The following is a 12480-nucleotide window of genomic DNA, read 5'->3' as shown; positions in this document are numbered from 1 at the left end:
GCCGGGACAACCTCCCTGACACCATCCGGGCCATCGCCGGACTCCAATCCGACCAGCGAGCAACCCAACACAACAAAACACTCGCACTGCCCGCCACGCAGACGTGATCACAACACCAGCCGCTACCCCGACACGGCCCCATGCCAATCACGCACGAGGTCGTAACTTGTTCCTCAACGTCGGGAGCCGGTTCCCCCTCAACCCTCCAGCATTTCGGTGACGAGGGCGGCAATGGGGGAGCGTTCAGAGCGGGTGAGGGTGATATGGGCGAAGAGCGGGTGGCCCTTTAGCTTTTCTACGACAGCGACGACGCCGTCATAGCGGCCGACGCGGAGGTTGTCACGCTGGGCGACGTCGTGGGTAAGGACGACGCGGGAGCCCTGGCCGATACGGGAGAGGACGGTGAGTAGGACGTTGCGCTCCAGGGACTGCGCCTCGTCGACGATGACGAAGGCGTCGTGAAGGGAGCGGCCGCGGATGTGGGTGAGCGGAAGGATCTCCAGCATGCCGCGGGAGATAACCTCCTCGATCACGTCGGGGGTGGTGACTGCAGAGAGGGTGTCGAAGACGGCCTGGGCCCAGGGGCCCATCTTCTCGACTTCGCTGCCCGGCAGGTAGCCGAGTTCCTGGCCGCCGACCGCGTAGAGGGGACGGAAGACCATGACCTTGCGGTGCTGGCGGCGCTCCAAGACGGCCTCCAGGCCCGCGCACAGCGCCAGTGCGGATTTTCCGGTGCCGGCCCGGCCGCCCATGGAGACGATACCGACGTCGGGATCGAGGAGCAGGTCGAGGGCGATCCGCTGCTCGGCGGAGCGGCCTCGCAGGCCGAACGCCTCGCGGTCGCTGCGGACCAGTCGCACCCGGCCGTCGTGGCTAACCCGGCCCAGCGCTCGTCCGCGCTCGGAGTGCAGGACCAGGCCAGTGTGAACGGGCAGCTCTGCTGCGCCGTCGATGTCGGTCGCGGCGTCGTGGCCAGCGCCGAAGAGGATGTCGACCTGATCGGCAGGAACGTGGAGTGAGGTGATGCCCGTCCAGCCGGAGGTGATGGCGAGCTCGGCGCGGTACTCCTCAGCAAGGAGGCCGACCGAGCTGGCCTTGATCCGCAGAGGCAGATCCTTGGAGACGACGGTGACGTCGTAGCCCTCTGCCTGGAGGTTGCGGGCAACAGCGAGAATCCGGGTGTCGGCTTCACCGCCGACGCGGTAGCCGGCGGGCAGGATCGAGGGGTCGGTGTGGTTCAGTTCGACGCGGATGGTGCCGCCGAACTCGCCGACAGGGATCGGCTCGTCGAGGCGGCCGTGCCGGATGCGGTAGTCGTCAAGGAGGCGGAGCGCCTGGCGGGCGAAGAAGCCCAGCTCAGGGTGGTGCCGTTTGGCCTCCAGCTCGGTGACCACGACCACCGGGAGAACGACCTCGTGCTCCTCGAAGCGGGTCATGGCGGCCGGGTCTGCCAGGAGCACGCTGGTATCGAGAACGTACGTGCGTCGATCGCCCTGGCGGGAGCGGACAGGCTTCTTGGATCCGGTGCCACGCTCTTCGTCGATCATCGCTACGTCTCCGATCCCTGCGGCGGAAGACCGGCCTCACGGCTCTTCGGTCGGTCGTCCCTGCAGCCCGGCGGTGCGGTTTTGGTGGACGCTAACCTCGGTGCCCTTCTCGGCGCGACGGTCTATGAGACGAATCACAATGATTTGTCGTCGGACGAAAGGGGCCAAGAAGGCTTTCGCGGCTCACTCCGTCCGGTGCTGACCTTGGTGCAGGAGGCGCAGCCGCGTTTAGGTGAGAACGTTGGCAACGTGGGTCTCGGCGGTGTGCTGTCGGACGCATTCTCCGGTCGGATCGGCATCGGGTCATTCCTCCTTCGCTGCGACGGCGACCATGCGGCCGATCCGGGCGATGGTGCGGCCGAGGTGTCGGGCGGTGAGGTGGATCAGGCACTCGGCGGTGATCTCCCAGGGGCGACCGGGAGGTCGACCAGTCCGGGCGGTGGGATACTGCGGGCGTTGTGGCCGATGCGGATCAGGGTCTGGGCGAGGCGCTAGTCATAGGCTGCCTGACTCTCGGACTTGCGGCGGTCGGTCTCCAGGGCGGCCGCTCAGCGCATCAGCGGCCGCTTCTCGCTGGCCTGGGGCCTGCACCGGCGGGGCCGCGCCGGCACCGTGCACCGCGCCAAGACGGTGATCGTCGCCACCGGCTCCGGCTACCGCAAGCTCGGCCTTCCCCGCGAGGACGAACTGTCCGGCCGCGGCGTCTCCTGGTGCGCGACCTGCGACGGATTCTTCTTCAAGGGCCGCGACATCGTCGTGGTCGGCGGCGGCGACACCGCCATGGAGGAAGCCACCTTCCTCACCCGCTTCGCCCGCTCGGTCACCGTCGTCCACCGCCGCTCCACCCTGCGGGCCTCCAAGGTCATGCAGAACCGGGCGTTCGCCGACGACAAAATCTCCTTCGCCTTCGACAGCGAGATCGCCGAGATCAAGGAGACGAACGGGATGCTCTCCGGCGTCGTCCTGCGCGACGTCCTGACCGGCGCCACCCGCGACCTCGACGTCGCCGGGCTGTTCATCGCCATCGGCCACGACCCTCGCACCGAACTGTTCACCGGCCAACTCGACCTGGACGACGAGGGCTACATCCAGGTCGCCCCCCCACACGCACACCAACATCGCAGGCGTCTTCGCCGCCGGTGACGTCGTCGACCACACCTACCGCCAGGCCATCACCGCAGCAGGCACCATCACCGCGGTAGCCCTCAACGCCGAGCGCTACCTCGCCGCCCTGGGTGACGCGGGCTCCGTGCCCGCGCAGCAGGTAGCCCCGGCGGCAGTCTGAAAACCGGCCACACACAGTGCGCATCCAGGGCGATCAGCAAGGCTCGTGCGCATCGGCGACTTCCCGGCGCTCAACCTGAGGCGCGATGTATGCAGCCAGCCGCCGCCCAGTGCCAGTGCGAGGGCTCAGTGGCTGAGGAACGTCGTGCTGTGCGATCGACCGCATCACCGCCGACCGTCCCTTCTACTCTGGCAAGCACAAGAAGCACGGCATGAACGTGCAGGTGATCGCCGATCCGGCGGGACGGCTGCTGTGAGCCTCGCCCGGCTGCCCGGCGCCGTCCACGACGTCAAGGCCGCGCGAACCCACGGCATCATCGAAAGAGGCTGGGTGGAGTGCTGGGCCGACAAGGGCTACCAGGGCGCCGGCGCCACCGTGAGAGTTCCCTACCGCGGGCGCTGGGAGATGCTCTCCGCAGGTCAGCAGGCCGTCAACCGCCCACACGCCAAGATCCGCACGCTCATCGATCAGGCCATGGCCACCTCGAAGACCTGACAACTCCTGCGCAAGCTACGATGCTCCACCACCCGTATCACCAGCCTCGCCCAGGCCGTCCTCACCATCCACCTGACCTGCTCAGATTGAGGTTAAAAAGGTTGATCTCGAAGGACCTTTTTTCGATCATTTTGCCGTCCTTGAAGCAGAACCGGAACACAGGCGCATTGCTCCGGCTGCTGCCTGGCTCGGTGGACAGCAGCGTGAGGCACTCGGCCTCATTATTGGGCTCGGGCGGTGTGCTCTCGTCCACGCTGTAGTTCAGGCCCGAATATCCGTGGGGCAGGTTTGCGCGGACCTCTGTTTCGGACTGCCCTACCTCCATCGCGTCGTACTGTCCCGGATCGATTGCGGGGGGTGGCTCGCTTTGGAGGGAGAAAATCATTGTCGTAAGCAGGAGGACCGCTCCCGCAACCCCGCAGCCGATGGCCGCGCCTCTCCTGTTGGTGAGTCCGCTTATGGCCCTGGTCAGTTCCTTCGGAAGGCCGTTGCCATCGGTGAACGGGATGCTCCCGCCCGCAGGGACGGCCGTGGGCTGCTCCCTGGGGTCACTGACAGGATCGACGGGCGTGGTGGGCGGATCCTCTGGTGAGAGGCTCGGAGGGATATATGGCAGCCTGCCTGCCAGGCGGAAGCCGCCGTCTGCGGTCGAACCGGCGTTCAGGGTGCCGCCGATGAGCCGGGTCCGTTCTCGCAGCCCGGTCAGTCCCTGACCGCCGCTGACCACACTCCGGTCACAGTGTGTCGTTTGTGGGGCGGGGCCATTGGCGACCTCTGTGACCAGTGCGTCGGGCTCGTAACGCAGCTCAATGGTGATCGGGGCGGTGGGGGCGTGCTTGTGGGCATTGGTCAGGCCTTCCTGCGCGATACGGTATGCGGCGTGATCGGCGGCGGCCGGGAGGGGGCGCGGCTCGCCGCGGTGCCGCAGCTCGATGGTCATCCCGGCGCTCCGGGACGCGTTTACCAGGTTCTCGATGCCGGCCGCCCCGCGTAACGGTGCTGGGGGGTGCTTGGACTCGATGGCCGCGAGGGCAGAGGAGACTGCGGCTTTCGGGCCGGGATGGTCCGTGCCGTTATCTCGCAGGAGCCCCACCACTTCGCGCAGCTCCTGCATCGTGGCGACCGATACCTCGCGCAGTACCCTGAGGGCCTGCCGTTGCTGCCTGGTCAGGTCGCGGTTCACCTCCAGTGCGCCGAGGTGCACCGAGATGAGGGTGAGCTGGTGTCCGAGGCTGTCGTGCATGTCCTGCGCGATGCGCTGGCGTTCCCGCATCCGGGCCTGTTCGGCGATCATCGTGCGTTCACGCAGCAGATGGGCATCGTAGGCTCGCAGAAGATCTATCAGTGCGCCGCGCTGCGCCCAGTAGTAGCTGGTGAGGGCCGGTATGACCATCAAGACCAGCAGCAGGGCGGCGAGAGAAAGGGCCGTCGGTAAGGGGGGCCTCAACCGCAGGAGAGGAAGACCGAAGGCAAGGGCATATGCGGCAGCGAAGATGCCGACGGCCTTACTGATCCCGTCGATCCGCCGCCCGGCCGACCAGGCGGTGACAGGGAGCAGCAGGTAGAGGACGCTGAATTCGGCCAGGCTGGCGGCGGTGACCAGAAGTACGGTCGCGGGAAAGCTCCGGCGCAGCACAGACAGCAGCGCAGCGGCCAGGCCCGCTGTGACGATCCATATGACGCCCACGCCGGACAGGGGCTCTGGCAGGGCCTCGGCAGCCGCCGCCAGTAGCGCGAGCACCGTACTCAGCAGGATCTCGCCGACGATGCGCCGGCGAGACCACATTCTTTTAGGGGCAATAGGTGCCCTGACTGGTTCGGTCAGCCGCCGGGACGCCAAGTGCCGCCTTGCCGCCCGCGCCTGGCGAGCTAATGCCGTGGGGTTCGGTCTTTGCACACGTGTCACACCGGCCACATTAGATATCCGCAGCTGATCGCGGTAGCAAACCCATCAAGATTGTTCCCAGGCGGCAGCCGGCCGGCACTGCTGTCACCCAGGCCCGGAGACAGGGCCCGAGCGGCACAAACAGGCGGCAGCGACAGTGAGCGCGCACGTGATTGGTGATGTGTAGCGTGGCGCGATCCGGGTCGATACCCGGGCGGGATTCCACGGCGTCCGCCATGGCCGTCCGCAGGAGCGATGAGCTGGGCCCACAGTTCCTGCTGCAGACCCGCAGTCCGTGCTGCAGCGTGTGCCGAAGCGCGTAATACGCGGGCTCGGCCTCCCACCTTTCGTGATAGAGCCCGACCAGGGCCTCGGCCGGATCTCGGCTGTGGTCCAACGAGTGGTGGCGATCCAGTGCTGCTCGCAGAGCGTCTCTCCGGTCGCGTGGTCATGGTGATCGTCGAGTCGTTGACCCGCAGCTTGAGCGTGCCCATCTTGCCGTCGCGCAGCACCGCCAAGATGGCCGGTCGGCGGCGGGCGGTGATCCGGATGACGAACTGTGTGCCGGTGGCCGCCGTGTCCGCCAGGAAGTCGTCTGCGTCGAAGTCGCGGTCGGCGAGGACGAGCATGCTGGCGTCCACCAACCTCAGCAGCCGGCCGGCGTACGCGGTCTCGTATTCGTTTGGGGGCCCGAACTCGGCGCCGAGCAGGCCGGGTTTCGTTCGCAGTCGGGAACTTTGGCGGCGCTGCAACCGTCGAACGTGCCAGTCCGCCAGCGCCGGTAGCACGTGCCCGGGTGGTGGGCTGCGCGAGCGGACCTGCGACCACCTCGAACAGCGCTTTCAGCGGAGCGGCCCCAGGCGCCGCCGCAGACAGCGAAGAGCTTTCTCGCTCGGCCGGCATGCGTTCCGGCTGGCGAGTCCAGCCGTCAGCTTGTCCCACACACGCAGATAGTCCAGCGAGGGGAACAGGGGACAACGCCAGGACGAAGTACACCCCGACGCGCGAAGGCAGGAGACGCTGTCGACGTTCAACGGCACGGCCTCCAGGACTGAGTCGACGAGCTCAACGGGAAGATGACGAGTCAGGTCTCCCAAGTGCCCTGGCACGAGCAGGACTTCTTCCCCCACGTCCACGGCGTCCTGGAACAGTTCTGGCACACTGGCTGGCGTTGCCATGTCTGCCGCAAGCAGCGAGATCACCCTCTTGACGGACGGTCCCGGTACTTAAGGGCTTGCCGGGAAACAAGCCGTCGCTTCCGCTGTCGAACGTCGTTGTTTTGGTATGGGGAGACCGGAGGGGATCGAGACCGCGTTGGCGGCGAAGTTCCAGGCGCTGTTCCCGCATCTGGACGAGCGTCAACGCCGGTTGGCCATAGGAGCGGAGGCGCGGTCGCTGGGTCATGGCGGGATCAGGCTCGTCGCCCGCGTCGCGGCGGGGGTGCGGGAGGGCACCGTGTCGCGCGGGGTGAGTGAGCTGGAGTCCGGCGACGCGCCGTTGGGGCGGGTCCGCCGGTCGGGTGGGGGCCGCAAGCGGGCGGTGGACCTGGACCCGGGCCTGCGGCCCGCGCTGCTGGCTTTGGTAGAGCCCGACGTGCGCGGCGATCCGATGTCGCCTCTGCGGAAGTCGACCCGGCAGCTGGCTGCTGAGCTGACCCGGCAGGGCCACCGGGTCAGCGCGGACACGGTCGCCGCTGTGCTGCGTGATGAGGGATTCAGCCTCCAGGGCAACGCCAAGACCGTCGAGGGCGCCCAGCACCCGGACCGGGACGGGCAGTTCCGCTATCTCAACGAACAGGCCAAGGGCTTCCAGGCGGCCGGGGATCCCGTGATCAGCGTGGACACCAAGAAGAAGGAACTCGTCGGCAACTACAAGAACGCCGGGCGCGAGTGGCACCGCGAAGGCGATCCCGTCCGGGTGCAGACCCACGACTTTTCCGACGCGGATCTGGGCAAAGCGATCCCGTACGGAATCTACGACCTGGCCGCCGATACGGGCTGGGTCAACGTTGGCACCGACCACGACACCGCCGCGTTTGCCGTCGCCTCGATCCGCCGCTGGTGGCATACGGCCGGGCGTGCCTCCTACCCGCGCTCCCGACGTCTGCTGATCACCGCGGACGCGGGCGGCTCCAACGGCTACCGCACCCGCGCCTGGAAATTCGAGCTGGCCGCCCTGGCCCTCGAGACGGGCCTAGAGATCACCGTTTGTCACTTTCCTCCGGGCACATCGAAATGGAACAAATCGAGCACCGGCTGTTCTCCCACATCACCATGAACCGGCGCGGAAGGCCACTGACCAGCCACGACGTCATCGTCCACAGCATCGCCACAGCCACTACCCGCACCGGACTCGCAGTCCGGGCCGAACTCGACACCGCCGTCTATGAAACCGGGGCCCGGGTCAGCGACGGGCAGATGAACGCCCTGCCCCTGGACCGCCACGACTGGCACGGAGACTGGAACTACACCTGGCCACAGCCCGGGAGGCCTCGCGGGAAGAAGATCTCCACCGGCGACGCGGCGGCGACCGGCAGAAAGTCCCCGCCGCAGGCCTCTACACCGGCCGGCGCCCCGGCCTCACCCTCGTCGACCGGCTCCTGACCACCCTCCTCTACGAGCGATTCAGGCTTCCCCAGGTGGCCATGGCCCAGTGTTCGGCGTCGTCCCGTGACCCTCAACCGGGCCATCAGCCAGACCCGGCGCCTCCTCCACGAGGTCGGGCACACCATCGAACCCGCCGAAACACACCTGGCCAGCCTGGACGACCTCACCGACCTTGCCACACACCTCGATATCACTCCCGACCCAGAGATCAAGACAGCGAGTTAATGATCGGCAAGCCCTAGTAACTCCGTGGCCTTGGGCGTGAACGACGCCCTGATGCTCGTCTGCGACGGCTGCTGAAGGGCCTGCCCGACGCGGTCGAGGCGGTCTGGCCGAAGACGATCGTGCAGACCTGCGTGGTCCACCGAAGCCGTGAAGGAATAACGCGTTGCTTCGCGGAGACGAGCTCGTTGGTGTGGTATGCGCATATCCGACGAGGTCCGCAACCAGTTGATGCGACGGTTCGACGTCCTGCTTCCGTACCTGAACGAGCGTCAACGGCGTCTGGCGCTGGCGACCGAGGCCAGGCTGCTCGGGCATGGAGGCGTCGGTGTGGTTGCGCGGATAGCCGAGGTCAGCGAGACGACTGTCCGCAAGGGCGTGTTCGAACTCGAGGCCGGAGTCGATCCGCTGCCCGGAGGACGTGTCCGGCGCCCTGGCGGCGGGCGGATGCGGGCCGAGGCGATCGACCGTGAGCTGGTTCCGGCGCTGATGGCCCTGGTCGAGCCGGACGAGCGCGGTGATCCGATGTCGCCGCTGCGCTGGACGACGAAGTCGCTGCGTCACCTGGCCGCGGAACTGTCCCGGCAAGGGCACCGGGTGACCGCGCCTACCGTGGGCCGGCTGCTGAAGGAGCACGGATTCAGCCTGCAGGGCACCGCCAAGACCCTGGAAGGCGATCAGCATCCGGACCGGGACGCGCAGTTCCGCTGTATCAACGAGCAGGTCAAGGAACACCAGGCCGCGGGCGAGCCGGTGATCAGCGTGGACGCGAAGAAGAAGGAACAGATCGGGCAGCTGCCGATGCCCGGACAAGAATGGCGGCCGGCCGGACATCCCGTCGAGGTCGAGGACCACAGCTTCTTCGCCGGTCCGCACGTGGAGTCCGTCATCCCGTACGGGATCTACGACATGGCCGCGAACACCGGCTGGGTGAATGTCGGCACCGACCACAACACTGCCACATTCGCCGCCACGTCGATCCGACGCTGGTGGCAGGCGCGCGGCCAGTACGACTACCCCGCGGCATCCCGGCTGCTGATCACCGCGGACGCCGGTGGGTCCAACAGCTACCGCTACCGGGTATGGAAAGCCGAACTGGCCGCATTCGCCGCCGACGCCGGCCTGACGGTGACGGTCTGCCACTTTCCACCCGGTACTTCAAAATGGAACAAGATAGAGCACCGCCTGTTCTCTCACATCACTATGAACTGGCGCGGACGCCCCCTGACCAGCCACGCGGTCGTTCTCAACACAATCGCCGCGACCACGACCCGCACCGGACTACGCGTGGAGACAGCTCTTGACGAGGGCTCCTACCCGACCGGCATCGCCGTCAGCCGTGAGCAGATCCAGGCCCTGCCGATCACCGCGCATGACCAGCACGGCCAGTGGAACTACAGCATCGCCCCGACCGGATCCAACGCCCCCACACCACGCGCCGACGAACGGGCAAAGGCCCGCGCCGGGGCCCTGCAGATGCTCGCCGACCCCCGTCTGACCGGCATGAGCACCCACGAACTGGACGCACTCAAAGCCCAGCTGGCTCCGGCCCAGGCGGCAGCGGCCGAGCAACACCGCTACGTGCTCCGCAAAGGACGACGCGTCGCCACCACCGGCCGCAGCCGATCCCTGTTGTCAGATGCGGATGAAGTCCTACTCACTGTCATCTACCTGCGGCAGGTCTGCCCGCAGAAGGTGCTGGGCGACCTGCTCGGGATGAACCCGGTCACCATCGGCCTCGGCATCAAGACCACCCGAAAGCTGCTGGACGAACGGAAAATCAGCATCACGCCCACCATCGTGCGCTACTTCACCCGCGCCGAGGATCTCCGCGCCTGGGTCACCGGCAGCGGCCCGGCCGAGCACGCTCCCGCGAGACCAACCCTCCAGGCACTGATGGACCCAACGCTGACCGGCATGTCCCGCGAGGCACTGCATGCCCTGCTCGAAGAACTGATCGTGCCCTACGCCGCCGCGATCGAAGAACGCCGCCACCGCCAGCGCGGCGGCAACCGACGACCGGGCACCCGCGGCGGCGTCTTCCGGCAGAAGATCACCGACGGCGACCGGATCCTCGCCACGATCCTCTACCGCCGCCGCGTCTGCGGCCTCGACGCTCTCGCCGAGCTGTTCGGCGTCTGCAAGAGCACCCTGTGGAACGCGATCCGCGACGTCCTGCCGATCCTCGACGACCGTCGCATCGACATCCCCCCTGCCGGACACCGCCACCCCACCGCAGCCGACCTGCTCACCATGAGTGTCCGTTTCTTGAGGTTGGCTCCCGGTGGGTATTCGGGGCTAGAGATGGGTTCGAGCAGAGAGTCGAACGCGGCGGGCAGGTACTTCCACGCCTCGGGGCCGGCGGCGAACTCGTCGTCGGTGAGCAGGCAGGACTCGAGGAGATGCGCCAGGCCGTCGCGGTCGAGCCCGGGTGAGGTGAAGACGAGGTGCTGGCAGCGGTCGCCGTGCTCGGGGTGCCAGTCCAGGACAGCAGCCGCCCGGCCCATGGGCGGCCCCATCTCCCAGGCGGCGTCTGGGGACGTACCCGATGTGGCTGCTGCCGCGTCGCGGAGGCCGACCAAGACCTGCGGTGAGCTGTTGCCGGCCGAGGAGCACCCGGAGCAGGCTGGTCTTGCCGGATCCGTTGGGACCAAGCACCGCGAGGAACTCCCCGGGCAGTACGTCGAGGTTCAGGGCGTGCCACAGCACCCGGTCGCCGTAGGCCAGTGCGGCACCCCGAAGGCTGATCACGGGGGCGGCCAGCGCGGCTTGTTCCGTGCTGTCGCGGGAGGCGGTGCGAGTCGGTTCGGAGAGCGGTGTCACGGTTTCCATGCGGTCCATGGCGTGTCCCGTGCAATCTGTCCAGTGCGGCTCGGTGACGGCCACCGCCGCACCCGCGTGCTTGGCCTTGATCTGCTGTTCCTCGGCCTGGATCCGGGTCAGCTTCCCGAATGACCGCGCACCATCGGCGGAGGGTCGAAGAGCACGAAGGGGATCGTCCGCCTGGGGCAGGATCGAGCGTCGCCCCTGGCGTACTGCTCAACGCGCTTGTGGGCTTCGGCCACGAGCAGGCCCTTCTTCGCCTCGGCGGGATGGTCCAGAGGCTGGCATCAGGCGAGATGTTCGAGGCCGGAACGGCGCAACGTACTGCAGGGATCATGGGCTTCCTCGTTCGGCGCAGGATCCGGCCGTGTTCCTGGCCTGCCGGCTGGCGACAGGGGAACGTGGGAAGCGGAGTCCGCCCGGGAGTCCTTCGCACGTCGACCGGCGGACCGCTCTTGCATGGTCCTCAGAGAGTGCGCAGGACGGCGACCACCTTGCCGAGAATGGCCGCGTTGTCGCCTGGGATCGGCTCGTACGCCGGCTTGCGGGGCATTAGCCACATCCGGCCGTCCTCGCGGCGCAGGCGCTTGACGGTGGCCTCGCCGTCCAGGAGCGCGGTGACGGCGTCGCCGTGGTCTGCGGGGTCCTGGCGGCGGACGGTCCTCGATGTACAGGCCGGTGAAGATCGGGTCCGCCCGATAGAGGGCGGTCAAAGCGGTGTGGTCCAAGACGGCTGTCAGATTCACGCGGCGGCGCTGCCCTGATGGGCGCGGATCTTCGCCCAAGCGTCCTGGCCAGCCTGCTCGACCTGCTCGGTGTACTCGACGCCAAGCTCGGAAGCGGCCTCGATGGCACGCTGCTCCCGCTCGGCAGCCGTGAGCTCACGGGTAGCGAGCTCCTCCAGGTCAGGATGACAGCACCAGGAAGCGTCACGGCCGCGTTTGTGACATTGCATGTCGCCTGCGTCCGGGGGCGCGATACACCCGGCGGATAGGTGTGCGGTTTGGAAAGTGGCATAGAGCGATAGCGATGACATCGCCTGTTCATCGTCTACGTCGTGTGCCTCCGGGAGGACGCCATGCTCTCCGAGTTCCAGCAGCGCAAGATCGACAAGTGCTTCGGCCACCTCGACCTGTCGGGAGACGGATACATCGACCCGAGCGACAGCCCGATGCTGGCCGAAGCCTTCATCGCCGAGTTCGGCGCCGCGGACAGGCCCAGCCACAAGGCGGCGGTGTACGACGCCTTCCACGCCTACACCGGTGAACTGACGCGCCACTGCGATTTCGACGGCGACGGCCGGATCTCACCTGACGAGTTCCGCACGGCGTTCGAGCGGGCGGTCATCGGCCGCGACGGGGGCTTCGAGCAGTTCCTCGGCCCGGTTGTCACGGCGGTCTTCGCGCTGTGTGACGCCGACGGGGACGGCACGATCGACCGCCAGGAGTTCCTCGCCGTGCAGAAGATGATGGGCACCGAGGACCTCGATGCCGACCTGGCGTTCAAGAAGCTGGACGCCGACGGAGACGGCAAGCTGACGAAGCAGGAGTTCTACGCGGCGGCCGAGAACTACTACACCAGCGACGACCCGACTCACCCGGAGCCTGGCTGTACGGC

7 protein-coding genes and 8 pseudogenes are annotated in these 12480 nt (G+C 67.5%); 8 read left to right on the top strand and 7 right to left on the bottom strand.

The window, feature by feature from the left end:
* Positions 1-197 precede the first annotated feature (197 nt).
* On the bottom strand, positions 198-1436 hold the full coding sequence (locus ABZ070_RS30085; protein ID WP_356638496.1) for a PhoH family protein: 1239 nt from the start codon (positions 1434-1436) through the stop codon (positions 198-200).
* Between ABZ070_RS30085 and ABZ070_RS30080 the strand changes: the two genes are divergently transcribed.
* The 3 genes and pseudogenes from ABZ070_RS30080 to ABZ070_RS30070 form a co-directional block, all read left to right on the top strand.
* A complete protein-coding gene (locus ABZ070_RS30080; RefSeq protein ID WP_356638495.1) occupies positions 1416-2042 on the top strand; it encodes a hypothetical protein in 627 nt (208 codons plus the stop codon). The two genes, ABZ070_RS30085 and ABZ070_RS30080, sit on opposite strands and share 21 nt — an antisense overlap.
* Before the next feature lie 108 nt (positions 2043-2150).
* Positions 2151-2832 (top strand): annotated as a pseudogene (locus ABZ070_RS30075) (FAD-dependent oxidoreductase); the annotation flags it as partial.
* Positions 2833-2986: 154 nt separating this feature from the next.
* Positions 2987-3417 (top strand): annotated as a pseudogene (locus ABZ070_RS30070) (transposase family protein); the annotation flags it as partial.
* On the opposite strand, the gene ABZ070_RS30065 reads toward ABZ070_RS30070, so the two are convergent.
* Both ABZ070_RS30065 and ABZ070_RS30060 read right to left on the bottom strand, forming a co-directional pair.
* Positions 3389-5113 carry a histidine kinase gene (locus ABZ070_RS30065; RefSeq protein ID WP_356638494.1) on the bottom strand — a complete coding sequence of 575 codons (1725 nt, stop codon included), beginning with the start codon at positions 5111-5113 and terminating at the stop codon, positions 3389-3391. The pseudogene ABZ070_RS30070 and the gene ABZ070_RS30065 overlap by 29 nt on opposite strands.
* Positions 5114-6054: 941 nt before the next feature.
* Positions 6055-6390, bottom strand: a complete 336-nt coding sequence (locus ABZ070_RS30060; protein ID WP_356638497.1) for a transposase domain-containing protein — start codon at positions 6388-6390, stop codon at positions 6055-6057.
* Between the two features lie 106 nt (positions 6391-6496).
* On the opposite strand from ABZ070_RS30060, the pseudogene ABZ070_RS30055 reads away from it, so the two are divergent.
* From ABZ070_RS30055 to ABZ070_RS30040, 4 genes and pseudogenes are all read left to right on the top strand, one after another.
* Positions 6497-7683 (top strand): annotated as a pseudogene (locus ABZ070_RS30055) (ISAzo13 family transposase); the annotation flags it as partial.
* A 198-nt stretch (positions 7684-7881) separates the two neighbouring features.
* Positions 7882-8043 carry a hypothetical protein gene (locus ABZ070_RS30050; RefSeq protein ID WP_356638493.1) on the top strand — a complete coding sequence of 54 codons (162 nt, stop codon included), beginning with the start codon at positions 7882-7884 and terminating at the stop codon, positions 8041-8043.
* A 42-nt stretch (positions 8044-8085) separates the two neighbouring features.
* Positions 8086-8183 (top strand): annotated as a pseudogene (locus ABZ070_RS30045) (transposase); the annotation flags it as partial.
* Positions 8184-8238: 55 nt separating this feature from the next.
* Positions 8239-9717: pseudogene (locus ABZ070_RS30040) on the top strand (ISAzo13 family transposase); the annotation flags it as partial.
* Between the two features lie 626 nt (positions 9718-10343).
* On the opposite strand, the pseudogene ABZ070_RS30035 reads toward ABZ070_RS30040, so the two are convergent.
* The 4 genes and pseudogenes from ABZ070_RS30035 to ABZ070_RS30020 all read right to left on the bottom strand — a co-directional run.
* Positions 10344-10577: pseudogene (locus ABZ070_RS30035) on the bottom strand (cobalamin biosynthesis protein CobW); the annotation flags it as partial.
* Between the two features lie 100 nt (positions 10578-10677).
* A pseudogene (locus ABZ070_RS30030) lies at positions 10678-10872 on the bottom strand (ABC transporter ATP-binding protein); the annotation flags it as partial.
* 457 nt (positions 10873-11329) lie between these two features.
* A pseudogene (locus ABZ070_RS30025) lies at positions 11330-11524 on the bottom strand (S24 family peptidase); the annotation flags it as partial.
* 81 nt (positions 11525-11605) lie between these two features.
* Positions 11606-11818 (bottom strand): hypothetical protein, encoded by a 213-nt coding sequence (locus ABZ070_RS30020; protein ID WP_356638492.1) that lies wholly within the window; start codon positions 11816-11818, stop codon positions 11606-11608.
* Positions 11819-11941: 123 nt separating this feature from the next.
* Between ABZ070_RS30020 and ABZ070_RS30015 the strand changes: the two genes are divergently transcribed.
* Positions 11942-12480: EF-hand domain-containing protein (locus ABZ070_RS30015; RefSeq protein WP_356638491.1), on the top strand; the 539-nt coding region annotated here is incomplete at its 3' end.

The sequence above is a fragment of the Streptomyces sp. NPDC006283 genome, assembly GCF_040613325.1.
Classification (GTDB): domain Bacteria; phylum Actinomycetota; class Actinomycetes; order Streptomycetales; family Streptomycetaceae; genus Streptomyces.
This window is presented reverse-complemented; position numbering and strand designations above follow the sequence as displayed.